Annotated in this window: 17 protein-coding genes; 9 read left to right on the forward strand and 8 right to left on the reverse strand. The window is 69.1% G+C overall.

What is annotated here, in order from left to right:
* The first annotated feature begins 33 nt into the window (after positions 1 to 33).
* The 9 genes from RAB70_RS20570 to RAB70_RS20610 all read left to right on the forward strand — a co-directional run bounded on the left by RAB70_RS20570 (position 34) and on the right by RAB70_RS20610 (position 9,512).
* Positions 34 to 618, forward strand: a complete 585-nt coding sequence (locus tag RAB70_RS20570; RefSeq protein ID WP_148829712.1) for a hypothetical protein — start codon at positions 34 to 36, stop codon at positions 616 to 618.
* A 5-nt stretch (positions 619 to 623) separates the two neighbouring features.
* Positions 624 to 1,178, forward strand: a complete 555-nt coding sequence (locus tag RAB70_RS20575) for a cob(I)yrinic acid a,c-diamide adenosyltransferase (protein ID WP_017913876.1) — start codon at positions 624 to 626, stop codon at positions 1,176 to 1,178.
* Between the two features lie 24 nt (positions 1,179 to 1,202).
* The gene (locus tag RAB70_RS20580) at positions 1,203 to 2,108 is read left to right on the forward strand and encodes a histone deacetylase family protein (RefSeq protein ID WP_265530867.1); all 906 of its coding nucleotides are present in this window, start codon (positions 1,203 to 1,205) and stop codon (positions 2,106 to 2,108) included.
* 163 nt (positions 2,109 to 2,271) lie between these two features.
* On the forward strand, positions 2,272 to 4,623 hold the full coding sequence (gene lptD, locus RAB70_RS20585; protein ID WP_148830593.1) for an LPS-assembly protein LptD: 2,352 nt from the start codon (positions 2,272 to 2,274) through the stop codon (positions 4,621 to 4,623).
* The gene (locus RAB70_RS20590; protein WP_148829866.1) at positions 4,620 to 5,981 is read left to right on the forward strand and encodes a peptidylprolyl isomerase; all 1,362 of its coding nucleotides are present in this window, start codon (positions 4,620 to 4,622) and stop codon (positions 5,979 to 5,981) included. The genes lptD and RAB70_RS20590 overlap by 4 nt, the downstream gene beginning before the upstream one ends.
* Positions 5,982 to 5,984: 3 nt before the next feature.
* Entirely contained in the window at positions 5,985 to 6,962 is a 978-nt protein-coding gene (gene pdxA / locus RAB70_RS20595) for a 4-hydroxythreonine-4-phosphate dehydrogenase PdxA (protein ID WP_148829865.1), read from the forward strand.
* 113 nt (positions 6,963 to 7,075) lie between these two features.
* Positions 7,076 to 7,870 (forward strand): 16S rRNA (adenine(1518)-N(6)/adenine(1519)-N(6))-dimethyltransferase RsmA, encoded by a 795-nt coding sequence (gene rsmA, locus RAB70_RS20600; protein WP_148829864.1) that lies wholly within the window; start codon positions 7,076 to 7,078, stop codon positions 7,868 to 7,870.
* A 335-nt stretch (positions 7,871 to 8,205) separates the two neighbouring features.
* Entirely contained in the window at positions 8,206 to 8,589 is a 384-nt protein-coding gene (apaG, locus tag RAB70_RS20605; RefSeq protein WP_010340000.1) for a Co2+/Mg2+ efflux protein ApaG, read from the forward strand.
* Positions 8,589 to 9,512, forward strand: a complete 924-nt coding sequence (locus RAB70_RS20610; protein ID WP_017916442.1) for a symmetrical bis(5'-nucleosyl)-tetraphosphatase — start codon at positions 8,589 to 8,591, stop codon at positions 9,510 to 9,512. The genes apaG and RAB70_RS20610 overlap by 1 nt, the downstream gene beginning before the upstream one ends.
* A gap of 127 nt (positions 9,513 to 9,639) precedes the next feature.
* Here RAB70_RS20610 and RAB70_RS20615 read toward each other — a convergent pair whose 3' ends face one another.
* The 8 genes from RAB70_RS20615 to RAB70_RS20650 all read right to left on the reverse strand — a co-directional run bounded on the left by RAB70_RS20615 (position 9,640) and on the right by RAB70_RS20650 (position 16,075).
* Complete coding sequence (locus RAB70_RS20615) at positions 9,640 to 10,146, reverse strand: dihydrofolate reductase (protein WP_192578985.1); 507 nt, start codon at positions 10,144 to 10,146, stop codon at positions 9,640 to 9,642.
* A gap of 89 nt (positions 10,147 to 10,235) precedes the next feature.
* Positions 10,236 to 11,030: a thymidylate synthase gene (locus RAB70_RS20620; RefSeq protein WP_026143716.1), complete on the reverse strand. Its 795-nt coding sequence runs from the start codon at positions 11,028 to 11,030 to the stop codon at positions 10,236 to 10,238.
* Positions 11,027 to 11,935 carry a prolipoprotein diacylglyceryl transferase gene (gene lgt, locus RAB70_RS20625; protein WP_148829863.1) on the reverse strand — a complete coding sequence of 303 codons (909 nt, stop codon included), beginning with the start codon at positions 11,933 to 11,935 and terminating at the stop codon, positions 11,027 to 11,029. Before lgt ends, RAB70_RS20620 begins: the two co-directional genes overlap by 4 nt.
* 764 nt (positions 11,936 to 12,699) lie before the next feature.
* Positions 12,700 to 13,191 carry a TPM domain-containing protein gene (locus RAB70_RS20630; protein WP_265530868.1) on the reverse strand — a complete coding sequence of 164 codons (492 nt, stop codon included), beginning with the start codon at positions 13,189 to 13,191 and terminating at the stop codon, positions 12,700 to 12,702.
* On the reverse strand, positions 13,191 to 14,081 hold the full coding sequence (locus RAB70_RS20635; RefSeq protein ID WP_265531639.1) for a TPM domain-containing protein: 891 nt from the start codon (positions 14,079 to 14,081) through the stop codon (positions 13,191 to 13,193). The genes RAB70_RS20630 and RAB70_RS20635 overlap by 1 nt, the downstream gene beginning before the upstream one ends.
* A gap of 117 nt (positions 14,082 to 14,198) precedes the next feature.
* Positions 14,199 to 14,831 carry a LemA family protein gene (locus RAB70_RS20640; RefSeq protein WP_148827861.1) on the reverse strand — a complete coding sequence of 211 codons (633 nt, stop codon included), beginning with the start codon at positions 14,829 to 14,831 and terminating at the stop codon, positions 14,199 to 14,201.
* Between the two features lie 74 nt (positions 14,832 to 14,905).
* Positions 14,906 to 15,655 carry a TerC family protein gene (locus RAB70_RS20645; protein ID WP_010342213.1) on the reverse strand — a complete coding sequence of 250 codons (750 nt, stop codon included), beginning with the start codon at positions 15,653 to 15,655 and terminating at the stop codon, positions 14,906 to 14,908.
* A 39-nt stretch (positions 15,656 to 15,694) separates the two neighbouring features.
* Complete coding sequence (locus RAB70_RS20650; RefSeq protein WP_010342212.1) at positions 15,695 to 16,075, reverse strand: diacylglycerol kinase; 381 nt, start codon at positions 16,073 to 16,075, stop codon at positions 15,695 to 15,697.
* Positions 16,076 to 16,132: the final 57 nt, after the last annotated feature.

Here is a 16,132-nt window from a genome sequence, read left to right on the forward strand (position 1 = left end):
TCCGGGGTCTTACGTGCCCCGGTGCCCGCCGTCATGACGCCTTCCGCCCACCGCCTCCCCGCCCTGCTGCTGTTGACCGTGCTGCTGGCCGCGACCCGCATCAACCACTTCGGGGCGATCCCGGACGCGTCGTGGGCGGTGTTCTTCGTCGGCGGCTTCTACCTGCGCAGCTGGACCCGCTGGGCGTTCCCGCTGCTGATGGCGCTGGCGGTGCTGGTCGACTACCTGGTCATCCGCAGCCAGGGCCTGGATTTCTGGCAGCACTACTGCGTGTCGCCGGCCTACTGGTGCCTGATCCCGGCCTACTTCGTGCTGTGGGCCGGCGGCGCCTGGCTGGCGCAGCGCTACCGCGGCGCCGACTGGCGCGCCCTGGGCCTGGCCGCCGCCAGCCTGCTGGTGGCGGTGGCGCTGTGCCACCTGCTGGCGCAGGGCAGCTTCTACTGGGTCAGCCGCAGCGTGCCGAACCCGACACTGGCCGGCTGGTGGCAGAACTACAGCGACTGGCTGCTGCCCTACCTGGGCAGCGCCAGCCTGTATGTGGCGCTGGCCGCGGCGATCCAGGTCGGCGTCGAGCAGCTGGCGCGGCTGGGCCAGCGCGGCCAGCCGGTCGGTCACTGACCGGGATGGGCAACCGCCTCTCCAAGATCTACACCCGCACCGGCGACGACGGCAGCACCGGCCTGGGCGACGGCAACCGGGTCGGCAAGGACTCGGCACGTGTCGCCGCCTACGGCACCGTGGACGAGGCCAACTCGGCGATCGGCGTGGTCCTGGCCTGCCCGCTGGCCGAGGACGTGCGGCACCTGCTGACTGCGATCCAGCACCAGTTGTTCGATCTCGGCGGCGAGCTGTGCATCCCCGGCCACGCGGCCATCCATGCCGCCGACATCGATGCGCTGGAACGGCACCTGGACCGCTACAACGACACCCTGCCGCCGCTGCAGGACTTCATCCTGCCCGCCGGCGGCGAGGCGGCGGCGCGCTGCCACCTGGCCCGCACCATCGTGCGCCGCGCCGAGCGCGAGACGGTGGCGCTGTCGCGGCAGGACGCGGTGCGCCCGGAAGCGGTGCGCTACCTCAACCGCCTGTCCGACCTGCTGTTCGTGCTGGCGCGGGTGCTGGCGCGGGCCGACGGCCACGGCGAAGTGCTGTGGCGCCACGACCGGCGCCAGGCCTGAGCCACGCCCGGGCCGCGGCCGCGCATGCTGATCTATACCCATCCTGCCTGCCTGGGCCACGCGCCCGGACCGGAACACCCGGAACGGCCCCAGCGCCTGGAGGCGGTGACCACCGCACTGCGCGAGGCCTTTCCCGCGCTGGAATGGCGCGAGGCGCCGCTGGCCAAGCTCGGCGACCTGGCCCGGGTCCATGAGCGCGAACTGATCGATCGTGTTCTGGCCGATCTCGACGGCCCGCAAATGCTCGACGTGGACACGGTCCTCTCGCCCGGCTCGCGCGCGGCCGCACTGCGCGCCGCCGGCGCCGGCGTCGCCGCCGTGGATGTGGTGATGCACGGTGTCACCGACACCGCCTTCTGCGCGGTGCGCCCGCCCGGCCATCACGCCACCGCCGACACCGCGATGGGCTTCTGCCTGTTCAACAACGTGGCCGTGGCCGCCGCCCACGCCCGCGACACGCACGGCCTGGAGCGGATCGCCATCGTCGATTTCGACGTGCACCACGGCAACGGCACCCAGGCGATCTTCGAGCGCGAGCCGAAGGTGCAGTACCTCAGCACCCACCAGTCCGGGCTGTTCCCGCACACCGGCGGGGTCCACGACCGCGGCGTCGGCAACCTGCACAACGCATTGCTGCCACCGGGCAGCGGCGGTTTCCGCTTCCGCAACACCTGGGCCGACCAGATGCTGCCGCTGCTGGACGCGTTCAAGCCACAGCTGCTGCTGATCTCGGCCGGCTTCGACGCGCACATGCGCGACCCGCTGGCCGACCTGATGCTGGAGACCGAGGACTTCGGCTGGATCACCGCCGAACTGCGCGCAGTCGCACAGCGGCACGCGCGCGGCCGGGTGGTGTCCCTGCTGGAAGGCGGCTACGACCTGCAGGCCCTGCGCGAGGGCAGCGTCGCCCACGTCGACGCGCTGCGCTGAGGGTACGCGCCCGCGCGGCGGCGGCCGCGGCGCGGCACGCCCGGATCGAAACCCCGCCCCGCCAGGCCGATGAACCCCGTCCCCCGCCCCGGGGACGCCTTCATTGCCCCTATGCACGGGATGGGGCAAGCTAGCGACCGTTTTCGCCCGATACCTGACGCGCGTGCGCCGAACCCTTCGCCTGCTCCCTCTTCCGTTCAGTATCGCCCTGTGCCTGCCGGCATTGGCGGCTGAAAAGCCGCCGAACTGGGGCTTGTGCCCGACCCCGGACGTGCTGCCCAAGTTCGACGACGCGCAGCAACCGGATCCCAAGCTGGCGCAGAATCGCGAGCAGCAGCCGACCAATATCGAAGGCGACCAGCTGTCGGGCACCACCACCATCCCCAACTACACCGGCAACGTCGCGCTCAAGCGCGGCGACCAGTTCATGGGCACGGACAGCCTGCGGGTGGACACCGAGACCGGCAATTACATTGCCGAGGGTCACGTGCGCTACCAGGACTCGTCGATCCGCATGATCGCCGACCGCGCCGAGGGCAATCAGGACACCGACACCCACAAGATCACCAACATCCGCTACCAGTTGCTGGCCCGCCGCGGCAACGGCAAGGCTGACTCGGTCGACCTGCAGGGCGCGCTGGGGCAGATGCACCGCTCCACCTACACCACCTGCGACCCCTCGCAGCGGGTGTGGGAGCTGCACGCGCCGGAAATCGACGTCGACAACGACGAAGGCTTCGGCACCGCGCGCAACGCGATCCTGAAGATCTACAACGTCCCGATCCTGTACGCGCCCTGGTTCAAGTTCCCGATCGACGATCGCCGCAGCAGCGGCTTCCTGTTCCCGGCGATCGGCATGTCCAGCCGCAACGGCTTCGACTACACCCAGCCGTACTACCTGAACCTCGCGCCGAACTACGACGCCACCCTGTATCCGCGTTTCATGGCCCGCCGCGGCCTGATGCTGGGCAGCGAATTCCGCTATCTCTACGACGGTGGCAAGGGTGAGCTGCAAGCCGCCTACCTGCCGGACGACAAGTTGCGCGACAAGGATCGCGGCCGCTTCAGTTACCAGGGCTACCACAACATCAATGCGCAGTGGCAGGCGCGCGCCTCGCTGGCCTGGGTCAGCGACGAGCGCTACACCGAAGACTTCTCCAACCGCCTGCTCGGCAATGCGGTGTCCAACATCCAGAGCACGATCGGCGTCTACGGCACTGGCGAGACCTGGACCGCGGGCGTGATGGCCGACCGCTGGCAGCTGACCGACTACACCCTGACCGAGGATGCGCTGCCGTACAACCGCCAGCCGCGCGCCTTCTTCAACTGGGACCAGTCGTTCGGCAACTATTTCGAAGCCGGGCTGTACAGCGAAGCGGTGCGCTTCGTGCACGACGATATCCATCAGAAAACCACCGACGGCACCTACGAACGCACCGGCGTGGTCACCCCGCGCCCCGGCGGCAGCCGCCTGGACCTGAAGCCCTACATCTCGATGCCGCTGGCCGGCGCCGCCTGGTTCCTCAAGCCGACCCTGGCCTGGCGTTATACCGCCTATCAGCTGGACAAGGATCTGGCGGCCACGCTCGGCGGCGACACCACGCCCTCGCGCAGCCTGCCGATCGCCACGGTCGATGCGGGCGTGTACTTCGACCGCGATACCAAGTGGGGCAACACCAACTATCTGCAGACCCTGGAACCGCGACTGTTCTACCTGTACACGCCGTACCGCGACCAGAACGACCTGCCGATCTTCGACACCCGCGAGTTCACCTTCAGCTGGGGCCAGTTGTTCCGCGATTCGCGTTACACCGGTGCCGACCGGCAGAACGACGCCAACCAGCTGACCATGGCCCTGAGCTCGCGCCTGCTGCGTCAGGACGATGGCAAGGAGAAGTTGTCGGTCAGCCTCGGCCAGATCCTGTATTTCAGCGATTCGCGGGTCAGCCTGCCCAACAGCGACACCACCATCGAGCAGGGCAAGTCGGCCTGGGTCGCCGATGCCAACTACATGATCAACGATCGCTGGAACCTGGGCGCCACCTACCAGTGGGATCCCAAGTACCGGCGCAAGGACCTGGCCAGCTTCCGCGCGCGCTACCTGATGCCCGGCGACGGCATCGTCAATATCGCCTACCGCTACCGCCGCGATCTGCTGGAACAGGCCGACGTGTCGTTCCTGTACCCGATCAATCCGACCTGGAGCGTCGTTGGCCGGCATTACTACTCGCTGATGGACAAGAAGCCGCTGGAAAGCATCCTCGGCGTGCAGTGGGACAGCTGCTGTCTGGCGGTGCGGGCGCTGGCGCGGCGCTACGTGCGCAACCGCACCGGCGCGTTGGATACCGCCTTCCAGATCGAGTTCGTGCTCAAGGGGCTGTCGTCTCTGGGCCAGGACACGGACCGCGTTCTGCGCCGTGCTATTCTCGGCTACAACCGCGACGACCTGTACTTGGTCCCGCCCAGCAACACCACGACCGATCCGGACGCTTACGATCCGAACCAGATTCCATGACCAAGACCCTTTCTGTTTTTCTCGCCGCCCTGGTGGCGATCGCCGGCGTGTCCGCTCCGGCCGCCGCGCAACAAACCCAACCGCTGGACCGCATCGCCGCGGTGGTCGACGAGGATGTCGTACTGCAGAGCGAACTGGATCGTGCCGTGCGCAACGTGAAGGCGCAGTATGCCGGCCGCGAGGCGCAGCTGCCGCCGGATAACGTGCTGCAGCGGCAGGTGCTGGAGCGCCTGGTCCTGGTCAAGCTGCAGGTCGCGCGCGCCAACAGCACCGGCATCCGCGTCGGCGACGACGAACTGAACCGCGCCATCGCCAGCATCGCCCAGCAGAACGGCACCGACGTGGACGGCCTGCGCAAGAAGCTGGCCGCCGACGGCATGTCCTACACCGACTTCCGCAACTCGGTGCGCGACGAAATCACCGTGCAGCGCCTGCGCCAGAGCTTTGCGCAGAGCCGCATCAACGTCAGCGAGGCCGAAGTCGACGCGGCGCTGGCGCAGCAAGCCACCACCGGCACCCAGTACCACCTGGCGCACATCCTGGTCGGCCTGCCGGAAGGCGCCACCGCCGAGCAGATCAAGACCGCTCAGGGCAAGATCGACGGGGTCAAGAACCTGATCGACAAGGGCGAGATCGATTTCAACGCCGCGGCGGTGCGCTATTCCGACAGTCCCAACGCGCTGGAAGGCGGCGACCTGGGCTGGCGCAGCCTGGACGAGATCCCCAACGCGTTCGCGCAGCTGATCCGCGACATGAAGCCGGGCCAGGTCGCCGGCCCGCTGCGCGGCCCCAGCGGCTTCCAGCTGCTGAAGCTGGTCGAAGTGCGCGACGCCTCGGCCAATCCGGAAAAGAAGACGGTCACCGAGTACCACGCCCGCCACATCCTGATCCGGGTCAACGATGCGCAGCCCGACGCGGTCGCCAAGGCCAAGATCGAGACGCTGCGCGCCCGCATCGCCGGCGGCGCCGACTTCCAGGCCGTGGCCAAGGAAGCGTCGGAAGACACCAACAGCCGCAGCCAGGGCGGCGATCTGGGCTGGTTCCCGGCCGACGCGTTCGGCCCGGACTTCGGCCAGCACGTCGCGAGCCTGCAGGACGGCCAGATTTCGCAGCCGTTCCGCACCGAGGCCGGCTGGCACATCGTGCAGCGCGTCGGCGAGCGCCAGACCGACGTGACCAGCGATACCCAGCGCGCCCAGGTCCGCGAGACCATCGGCCGCCGCAAGCTGGAAGAGGAATACAACCGCTTCCTGCAGGAAATGCGCGGCGAAGCCTACGTCGACCTGCGCGTGGGCAACACCGACGCCGCCACTGCGCCGGCGGCCACGCCCGCGCCGGCGCCCGCCGCCAAGCCCTGATCCATGCGCCCCTCGCTCGCGCTGGTGCCGGGCGAGCCGGGCGGGATCGGCCCGGAGCTGTGCGTGCGGCTGGCGCAACAGCCGCGTCACGACTGCCAGCTCCTGGCCTTCGCCGATCCCGACACCTTGCGCGCCGCCGCGGCGGCGCTGTCGCTGCCGCTGCAGCTGCTGCCCGAATCCAGCCCCGCCCTCGCCCCTGGCGACCTGCGCCTGCGCACGGTCGCCAATGCCGTGCCAAGCCGTTTTGGCGCGACCGAACCGGCCAACGCGGCTGCGGTGATCGCCGCACTGACCCAGGCGGCCGATGCCTGCCTGCGCGGGGAACTGGACGGCGTGGTGACCGGCCCGGTCCATAAAGCGGCGATCAACGCCGGCGGCATCGCCTACACCGGCACCACCGAACTGCTGGCCCAACACGCCGGCCGCGAGGTGGTGATGATGCTGGCCAACGCCATCGTGCGCGTGGCCCTGGTCACCACCCATCTGCCGCTGCGCGCCGTCGCCGATGCGCTGACGCCAGCCCTGCTGGAACGCAGCCTACGCATCACCGAGGCCGCCTTGCGCCGCGAGTTCGGCATCGCCGCGCCGACCGTCGCGGTGCTGGGGCTGAACCCGCATGCCGGCGAGGACGGCCACCTGGGCCTGGAGGAAATCCAGGTGATGCAGCCGGTGCTGGACGCCTTGCGCGCGGAGGGCATGCGCCTGCTCGGCCCGCTGCCGGCCGATACCGCGTTCCTGCCGCAGAAGCTGGCGAGCGTGGATGCGGTGCTGGCGATGTACCACGACCAGGGCCTGCCGGTGCTCAAGTACAGCGGCTTCGAGCAGGCGGTGAACCTGACCCTGGGCCTGCCCTACCCACGCGTGGCGGTCGACCACGGCACCGCACTGGAGCTGGCCGGCCGCGGCGTGGCCGACCCCTCCAGCCTGTTCGCTGCCACTGCGCTGTGCGCGCAACTGGCCGCGCGCCGCGCGCAGTTCTAGGCGCATAGCCGGGCGGCGTTCGCGATCTGCCGCAACCAGGGCGGGCCCGGTGATGCCGCTCCTGCGTCGCTGCGAGCGCGCGCCACCCCGTGCATGCCGATAAAATGCCGGCCATGACTTCCTCTTCCGGCTTCGGCGCTCCGGCCAAGAAATCCCTCGGCCAGCACTTCCTCAGCGACCGCCATTACATCGACAGCATCGTCCGCGCGGTCGATCCCAAGCCGGGCGACCGGCTGGTGGAGATCGGTCCCGGCCAGGGCGCGATCACCTTTCCGCTGCTGCGCCGGCATGGCCAGCTGACCGTCATCGAATTCGACCGCGACCTGATCGCGCCGCTGACCGCGGCGGCGGCCGACGTCGGCGAACTGACCATCCTCAACCGCGACGTGCTGTCGGTGGATTTCGCCGCCCTGGCCGAGGGCGCGCGCATCCGCCTGGTCGGCAACCTGCCCTACAACATCTCCTCGCCGATCCTGTTCCATGCGTTGGACCACGCCACGGCGATCGCCGACATGCACTTCATGCTGCAGAAGGAAGTGGTCGACCGCATGGCCGCCGACCCGGGCAGCAAGGTCTATGGCCGGCTCAGCGTGATGCTGCAGGCCTACTGCGAGGTGACCTCGCTGTTCGTGGTGCCGCCGGGCGCGTTCCGGCCGCCGCCGAAGGTGGATTCGGCCGTGGTGCGGCTGGTGCCGCGGCCGCCGCAGACGGTGGGCATCGCCGATCCCAAGCGCTTCGCCGACGTGGTCCGCGCCGCATTCGGGCAGCGCCGCAAGACCCTGCGCAACGCCTTGAACGGCGTCTGCGATGCCGCGCAGTTCGAGGCCGCGGGCGTACGTCCGGACGCGCGCGCCGAGCAGCTCGAGGTCGCCGACTTCGTGCGCCTGGCCAACATCGCGCACGCCTGAGCGGACGTCCCTCGCCGCACGGCATCTGCCTGCTTGTGTGGTGAGGCCCCTGCGCGGGTGTCGCTCCGCACCTGGCATGCCGCCGGCACAGGCCTCGCTGGCCTGCGCCGTGCGCGTGGCGGCGACGGCATCGCATCGACGCCGCGGCGCCGCAAGCCGCACAACACGGACCGCCCGCCAACGACGCTCCTACACACTGCTTGCCGCAGCAACAAGCCCGCACCGGCGGTTCGCGCAGGCGGCCACCAGGGCCATTGCCGCATGCCAGCGGCTCGGCCGTGACAACCGCTGACGCATCTCGCCTCAAACGGCAAAACACGCTCTAAACTGTGGGGATGAACGATGACGCCCCCTATCGGATCGAGGTCGAAGTGTCGCCCCGATTCCTCGACGACCAATCGGCGCCGGAGGACGGACGCTACACGTTCGCCTACACGATCCGCATCCACAACCGCGGCCGCGTCGCCGCGCGCCTGATCGCCCGCCACTGGGAGATCACCGACGGCAACGGCCGCATCGAACGCGTCGACGGCGATGGCGTGGTCGGCGAACAGCCGCGGCTGCGCCCGGGCGAGGATTTCCGCTACACCTCCGGGCTGGTACTGGAAACCGAGCACGGCACGATGCGCGGCCACTACGACATGGAAGCCGACGACGGGACCCATTTCATCGCCGCGATCGCGCCGTTCGTGCTGTCCGTCCCGCGGACCCTGCACTGATGGCGGTCTGGGCGATCGGCGACCTGCAGGGTTGCTACGACATCACCCAGCAGTTGCTGGAGAAGATCCGCTTCGATCCGGCGGTGGACCGGCTGTGGTTCTGCGGCGACCTGGTCAACCGCGGCGGGCAATCGCTGGAGACCCTGCGCCTGGTGCACTCGCTGCGCGAGCACAGCGTGGTGGTGCTGGGCAACCACGACCTGTCGCTGCTGGCGATCGGCGAGCGCAGCCCGGACGAACAGCGCAAGGTCAATCCGGACCTGCAACGCATCGTGCTGGCCGAGGATCGCGACGAACTGCTGACCTGGCTGCGCATGCAGAAGCTGCTGCACGCTGACCGCCAGCTCGGCTGGATGATGATCCACGCCGGCCTGGCGCCGAAGTGGACCACCGCGCTGGCCGAGAAGCATGCACGCGAGGTCGAGCAGCAACTGCACGGCAACGGCTACCGCAAGCTGTTCCGCAACATGTACGGCGACCGCCCGGCCTGGTCGCCGGGCCTGACCGGCTACGACCGCTCGCGCGCGATCATCAACCTGTTCACCCGCGCCCGCTACTGCACCCCGCGTGGGCGCATCGCGATCGAGGAAAAGGGCACGCCCGGCACCCAGGCGCAGGGCCTGTACCCGTGGTTCGAGGTGCCGGGTCGGGTCGAGCGCGACCTGAAGATCGTCTGCGGGCACTGGTCGACGCTGGGCCTGACCATCACCCAGGGCGTGCACGCGATCGACACCGGCGCGGTCTGGGGCGGCAAGCTCACTGCCCTGCGCCTGGACAGCGAGGACCTGCAGGTCGTGCAGGTCCCCGGCCGACCAGTGCAGGGACCGCCGCCAGCAGCGCGCACCGCCACGCCGCGGCGGCGCAGCGCGCCGAACCGTGGACAACCGGCGCCGGCTGCCTCTGCTGCGCCCGAGCAGGAATAGGTCTAACGCGAGACGTTGCGGTTTCGCAGGAGCGGCTTCAGCCGCGACAGGCGTTCCCGGGAATGCGTGTCGCGGCTAGCCGCTCCTAACAATCCCGGCATGTGCGCCGGCATCCGCCAGCCGCTGCTTACACCGCGCCCGCCCGGCGCCGGTAATCCACGAACTCGAAGGCCAGCGCATGCCGCGCATCCACCGGATGCGCCTGCCGCGCCACCACCTCCCATTGCGCCGGATCGAACGCGGGAAAATGCGCATCGGCGCCGTCGACCACGGTGTCGACATGGGTGAGGTACAACACGTCGGCCAGCGGCAGGGTCAGGGCGAAGATGTCGCCACCGCCGATCACCGCCAGCTCCGCAGCGCCGGCCGCGCGCGCCGCGTCGATCGCCGCCTGCAGCGACGCCACCGCCTGCATGTCCGCGAACGGCACCTGCCCGGAACGGGTCATCACCAGATTCAAGCGCCCGGGCAACGCGCGCCCCAGCGACTGCGCGGTCTTGCGCCCCATCAGCACCGGCTTGCCCAGGGTCAGCGCCTTGAACCGCTTCAGATCGTCCGGCAGGCGCCACGGCAAGTCGTTGTCGCGACCGATCGCATTGGCCCGATCCAGCGCCGCGATCAGGCTCAACTGCAGCGAGGTGCGCGTAGACGGCTCCAAATCCGTCCCCGCCGCCACTGCCGCCTTTTCCGATTCCCCATTCTCCATTCCCCGCTCCCCGCCACTCACACCGCCACCGGCGCCTTGATCGCCGGATGCGGGTCGTAGCCCTCGATGGCGATGTCGTCGTAGGTGAAGGCGAACAGATCGGTCACCGCCGGATTCAGCCGCAGCTGCGGCAACGGCCGCGGCGTGCGTGCCAGTTGTTCGCGCGCCTGTTCGAAGTGGTTGGAATACAGATGCGCATCGCCCAACGTATGCACGAAATCGCCCACGCCCAGGCCGGTGGCCTGCGCCACCATGTGGGTCAGCAGCGCATAGCTGGCGATGTTGAACGGCACGCCCAGGAAAATGTCGCCGCTGCGCTGGTACAGCTGGCAGCTGAGCTTGCCGTCGACCACGTAGAACTGGAACAGGCTGTGGCAGGGCATCAGCGCCATCTGCGGCAACTCGGCCACGTTCCAGGCGCTGATCACCAGCCGGCGCGAATCCGGGTTGCGCTTGATCTCGTCCACCAACCACTGCATCTGGTCGATCTCGCGACCGTCGGCACCGGTCCAGCGCCGCCACTGCTTGCCGTACACCGGGCCGAGTTCGCCCTGCGCGTCGGCCCACTCGTCCCAGATGCTGACCTTGTTGTCCTTGAGATAGGCGATGTTGGTCTCGCCCTTCAGGAACCACAGCAACTCGTGCACGATCGAGCGCAGGTGCAGCTTCTTGGTGGTGACCAGCGGAAAGCCGTCGTTGAGATCGAAGCGCATCTGCCAGCCGAACACGCTGCGCGTGCCGGTGCCGGTGCGGTCGGATTTCTCCGCGCCGCGCTCCAGCACGTGCTGCAGCAAATCCAGGTACTGCTTCACTTGCTCACCTCCGGCGGCGGCACCGGCTGCAGCACCGGCGCGCTGCGCGAGCGCCACAGCAGGAACAGGCCGAGCAGGATCAGCGGGATGCTCAACTGCTGGCCGCGGGTCAGCCAATGGAATGCCAGGTAGCCGAGCTGCGCATCCGGCACCCGCACGAATTCCACGGCGAAGCGGAACACGCCATAGAGCAGCGCGAACAAGCCGGACACCGCATAGCGCGCGCGCGGCTTCATCGAAAACGTCCACAGCACCACGAACATCACCAGCCCTTCCAGCGCTGCTTCGTACAACTGCGACGGATGGCGGGCATAGCGATCGAGCAGGCCGGCGGCGTACTGCTGCTGCAATTGCGCGCTGCTCATCAAGCTCTCCAGCGCTGGCGCGTTGGCCACCCCGTCGGTCGCCGGCGCGTGCGGGAAGATCACGCCCCAGCCGGCGTGGGTCAACTTGCCCCACAACTCGCCGCCGACGAAATTGCCGATGCGACCGAAGCCCAGGCCCAGCGGCACCAGCGGCGCGATGAAGTCGACGGTGTCGAAGAAATGCAGGCGCGCCTTGCGCGTCCACCACAGGCAGGCCGCCAGCACGCCCAGCAGGCCGCCGTGGAAGCTCATGCCGCCGTCCCACACCTTGAAGATCAGCAGCGGGTCGGCCAGGAAATCGGACAGTGCATAGAACAGCATGTAGCCGATGCGCCCGCCCAGCACCACGCCGAGCATCGCGTAGAACAGCAGGTCGGAGAAGCCCTCCTCGTTCACCCCGGGCAGGCGCCCGGCGCGGATGCGGCAGCGTCCAAGCCACCAGGCCGAGATGAAGCCGGCCAGATACATCAGCCCGTACCAATGCACCTTCACCGGCCCGAACGAGAAGGCGATGGGATCGATCTGGTGGAGATAGGTCATGCGCAAACGTCGGCCGGGGGCAAAGAGTGCCTATTCTGCCACCGACTCCGCTGCTTGCCGCGCCTACGGACGGCGCAGCGGGGTAGCGCTTCATCTGCTGGCAGGCGCACGCGTCTGCCACTGACTCCGCTCCTTGCCGCGCCTACGGACGGCGCAGCGGGGTAGCGCTTCATCTGCTGGCAGGCGCACGCGTCTGCCATTGACTCCGCTGCTCGCCGCGCCTGCGGACGGCGCAGCGAGGTAGCGCTTCATCTGCTGGCAGGCACACGCGTCTGCCACTGACTCCGCTACTTGCCGCGCCTGCGGACGGCGCAGCGGGGTAGCGCTTCATCTGCTGGCAGGCGCGCGCGTCTGCCACTGACTCCGCTAATTGCCGCGACTGCGGACGGCGCAGCGGGGTGGCGCTTCATCTGCTGGCAGGCGCACGAATCTGCCACCGACCGACCCCAGGACAATATGCTCAGCCCAGACGCCACGTGCCTCTCGTTGCTTGTGGGAACGGCCCATGTGGCCTCCAGGCCATCAGCGGCAACGAGCAGAGCCATGGGATTCACTCCGGCGCTATCGCGTCGGGACTGAAGTCCCTCCCACAACGCCACCCGTCGCCCCCCATGCAGGGAGCGGCATCGCCCTGATGTGGGAGCGGCTTCAGCCGCGACGAGCAGAGCCATCAGGCCCCAGCCCGGCACTCTCGCCTAGGGACCGAAGTCCCTTCCACAACACCGGCGCCTCTGCTGACAGCGCAAACCACCACAGCAGCACACTCAATCCAGCACCTGCGGCAGGTTCGGCAGTTCGTTCTCGCCCTGCTGGCCCGGCTGTGCCGGGAAGTGCGCGGCCAGCAACGCGGACACCGCGCCGACGCCGGCGATCACCGCCTGTTCGGGTTGGCCCGCACGCATGTCGTGCTCGATCAGCGCGCAGACCTGGCGCCATTGTGCGGCGTCCACCCGCCCGTGCAGTCCACGGTCGGCGACGATCTCGATGTGGTGATCGGCCAGCAGCAGATAGATCAGCACGCCGTTGTTGGCCTCGGTATCCCAGGTGCGCAACTGTGCGAACGCGTGCTCGGCGCGCAGCCGCGGCGCCATGCCGCGCAGCACCTGCGCCGGTGCCAGCCCCGATTCCACCGCGAACATCACCTGCCCGCTGTGCAGGCGCTCGCCCTCGGCGATCGCCGCGCCGATGCGCTCCAGGCTGGCCGCCGGGAACAGGCGCTGTGCGGACGGCGCGAACAGGTGCCGGAGCAGGCGCATCACCAGCTCCCCGAGGCGCCACCGCCTCCGGAACTGCCGCCACCACCGCCCCAGCCGCCGCCGCCGAAGCCGCCTCCGCCGCCACCCCAACTACCGCCACCGCCACCGCCGCCCCAGCCACCGCCGAAGCCGCCACCACCCCAGCCGCCCCAACCGCCGCCGCCGGCCGAACGGCCCGGTGCGATTCCCACAAACAGGCCCAGCAGCAGGCCGATCGCGCCGGTCAGCACGCCGACGAACAGCGACAGGCTCAGCAGCAGGCCGACGCCGCCGCCGACCACGCCGCTCAGCACGCCGCGCACCGGGCGCGACAGCCGCGCGAACAGCACCTGCGCGACCAGCGCCGCGAACAGGCCGGCGAAGAAACCGAATCCCGGGCCGCCGCCGCGCGACGCCGAAGCGTGCGCGCTGACCGGCGCCGGCAACGCTTCGCCGTCGATCAGCTTGACCAGCATCGCGGTCGCTTCGGCAATCCCGCCGCTGTAGTCGCCGGCGCGGAAGCGCGGCACCAGGTACTCCTGGATGATGCGGTTGGCGGTGGCGTCGGGAATCGCGCCTTCCAGGCCATAGCCGGGCTGGATGCGCACGCGCCGGTCGTTCTTGGCCACCACCAGCAGGACGCCGTCGTCCACGCCCTTGCGGCCGAGCTTCCACTGGTCGAACGCGCGCTGGGTGTAGTGCTCGATGCTCTCGGGCGCGGTGCTGGGCACCACCAGCACCTGCAGCTGGCTGCCCTTGCGCTGCTGCAACTGCACCGCCTGCCGATCCAGCTCCAGGCGCTGGTTCGGCGTCAGCGTGCCGGTGGTGTCGACCACCGGCGCATCCAGCGGCGGGATCGGCGCCTCGGCCTGCGCCCAGGCCAGCCAGGGCAGCAGCGCCAGCAGCAGCAGCCAGACGCAGACGTGTCGACGGCCGGCCGCAGCGCGGGTGCCACCGCACGACGTCGCTGCGGCGGCGCGCTCAGCCTCGGAGGTGAAACGCACGGTCGGGCCGGCCTGCAGCGACGCTTAGTGCGCCGGCGCCGGCTGTTGCGGCTGCTGTGGAGCGGACGCGGGCTGGCCACCGAAGTTCACCGCCGGCGCCTCGGAAATCTGCGCTTCGTTCTCCACCGAGAAGTTGGGCTTCTCCTTGTAGCCGAACATCTTGGCGGTGAGCACCTGCGGGAAGGACAGGATGTAGGTGTTGTAGTCCTGCACCGCCTGGATGTAGCGACCGCGCGCCACGGTGATGCGGTTCTCGGTGCCTTCCAGCTGCGCCTGCAGGTCGCGGAAGGCCTGGTCGGACTTGAGGTTCGGGTAGTTCTCGCTGACCACCAGCAACCGCGACAGCGCGCTGGACAGCTGGCCCTGCGCCTGCTGGAACTGCTGCAGCGAGGCGGCGTCGTCGGCGTTGACCTGCACCTGGCCGACGCGGGCACGGGCGTTGGTCACGTCGGTCAACACCTGCCGCTCCTGGTCGGCATAGCCCTTGACCGTGTTGACCAGGTTCGGCACCAGGTCGGCGCGGCGCTTGTATTGGTTCAGCACTTCCGACCAGCCGGCCTTGACCGCCTGGTCCTTCTGCTGGATCGCGTTGTAGCCGCAGCCGGACAGCAACACCGCCAGCGCGGCCAAAAACAGGGAGCGGAACAACAGGCGCATGCGAGGACTCCGGCGGATGACTGCGCGCAGCTTGCCACGCCGCCGGTGAAAACGCAGCCGACCTCAGCGGTGGCTCACCACTTGCCGGCGCCGGGCACCTGGTGCGCCGCGGCGCGCCGGCGCATCAGCAGGTTCAGCCACTCCACCAGCACCGAGAAGCCCATCGCCGCGTAGATGTAGGGCTTGGGCACGTGCACGTCCAGGCCATCCAGGATCAGCACCACGCCGATCATCAGGATGAAGGCCAGCGCCAGCATCTTCACCGTCGGGTTGGCGTCGATGAAACGGCCCAGCGGATTGGCCGCCAGCAGCATCACCGCCACCGCCAGCAGCACCGCGGCGATCATCACCGGGATGTGCTGGGCCATGCCCACCGCGGTGATCACCGAGTCCAGCGAGAACACGATGTCGATCACCGCGATCTGCGCGATCACCATCCAGAACACGCCCGAGGCCTTGCTGGTGGTGGGGTCTTCGTCCTCGCCGCCGGTGATCAGTTCGCGGATCTCCATGGTGCCCTTCACCAGCAGGAACAGGCCGCCGACGATCAGCACCAGGTCGCGGATCGAGATGCCCATGCCGGCGACGCTGAACAGTTCGCCCTGCATCCGCGCCAGGAACGCCAGCGACACCAGCAGCGCGATGCGGGTCAGGCACGCCACCGCGATGCCGAACTTGCGCGCGGCCGGGCGCTGCGCTTCCGGCAGTTTGCCCACGGCGATGGAGATGAACACCAGGTTGTCGATGCCCAGCACGATCTCCAACGCACTCAGCGTCAACAGCGTCAGCCAGGTGTTGGGGTCGGCGAGAAACTCGAGGGCCATGGCGTCGGATCCTTTAACGGAAGAAGAAACGGGCGGCGATCACAGCAGGCGCGGCAGCAGGATCAGGCCCCAGCACAGCACCACGTTGGCCAGCATCACGAAGACCGCGGCAGAGCCCATGTCCTTGGCGCGGCCGGCCAGTTCGTGATGCTCGGGCCCGTAGCGCTCGATCACCGCTTCGATCGCCGAATTGAGCAGTTCCACCGCCAGCACCAGCAGCAGCGAGCCGATCATCAGCACCTGCTGCACCGGCCCCTGCCCCAGCCACAGCGCCAGCGGCGCCAGGATCAGGAACAGGCACACCTCCAGACGAAACGAGGACTCGTGCAGCCAAGCCGCGCGCAGCCCCTGCCACGACCAGCGTGCCGCCATCAGCATGCGGCGCGGTCCGCGCGGCAGATGCCCGAACTGGTCGGCCACGGCTCAGCCCCGACCCAGGGAACGGGGACGCGACGACGACGGCCGGAAGGAATCGGT

Origin of the sequence: Xanthomonas sontii (assembly GCF_040529055.1) — a bacterium.
Classification (GTDB): Bacteria; Pseudomonadota; Gammaproteobacteria; order Xanthomonadales; family Xanthomonadaceae; genus Xanthomonas_A; species Xanthomonas_A sontii.

Bases quoted from the DNA above. Each gene is read 5' to 3' on its own strand.
- RAB70_RS20570 (WP_148829712.1), top strand. From the start codon at position 34: ATGACGCCTTCCGCCCACCGCCTCCCCGCCCTGCTGCTGTTGACCGTG.
- RAB70_RS20575 (WP_017913876.1), top strand. From the start codon at position 624: ATGGGCAACCGCCTCTCCAAGATCTACACCCGCACCGGCGACGACGGC.
- RAB70_RS20580 (WP_265530867.1), top strand. From the start codon at position 1,203: ATGCTGATCTATACCCATCCTGCCTGCCTGGGCCACGCGCCCGGACCG.
- RAB70_RS20590 (WP_148829866.1), top strand. From the start codon at position 4,620: ATGACCAAGACCCTTTCTGTTTTTCTCGCCGCCCTGGTGGCGATCGCC.
- pdxA (WP_148829865.1), top strand. From the start codon at position 5,985: ATGCGCCCCTCGCTCGCGCTGGTGCCGGGCGAGCCGGGCGGGATCGGC.
- rsmA (WP_148829864.1), top strand. From the start codon at position 7,076: ATGACTTCCTCTTCCGGCTTCGGCGCTCCGGCCAAGAAATCCCTCGGC.
- apaG (WP_010340000.1), top strand. From the start codon at position 8,206: ATGAACGATGACGCCCCCTATCGGATCGAGGTCGAAGTGTCGCCCCGA.
- RAB70_RS20610 (WP_017916442.1), top strand. From the start codon at position 8,589: ATGGCGGTCTGGGCGATCGGCGACCTGCAGGGTTGCTACGACATCACC.
- lgt (WP_148829863.1), bottom strand. From the start codon at position 11,935: ATGACCTATCTCCACCAGATCGATCCCATCGCCTTCTCGTTCGGGCCG.
- RAB70_RS20630 (WP_265530868.1), bottom strand. From the start codon at position 13,191: ATGCGCCTGCTCCGGCACCTGTTCGCGCCGTCCGCACAGCGCCTGTTC.
- RAB70_RS20640 (WP_148827861.1), bottom strand. From the start codon at position 14,831: ATGCGCCTGTTGTTCCGCTCCCTGTTTTTGGCCGCGCTGGCGGTGTTG.
- RAB70_RS20645 (WP_010342213.1), bottom strand. From the start codon at position 15,655: ATGGCCCTCGAGTTTCTCGCCGACCCCAACACCTGGCTGACGCTGTTG.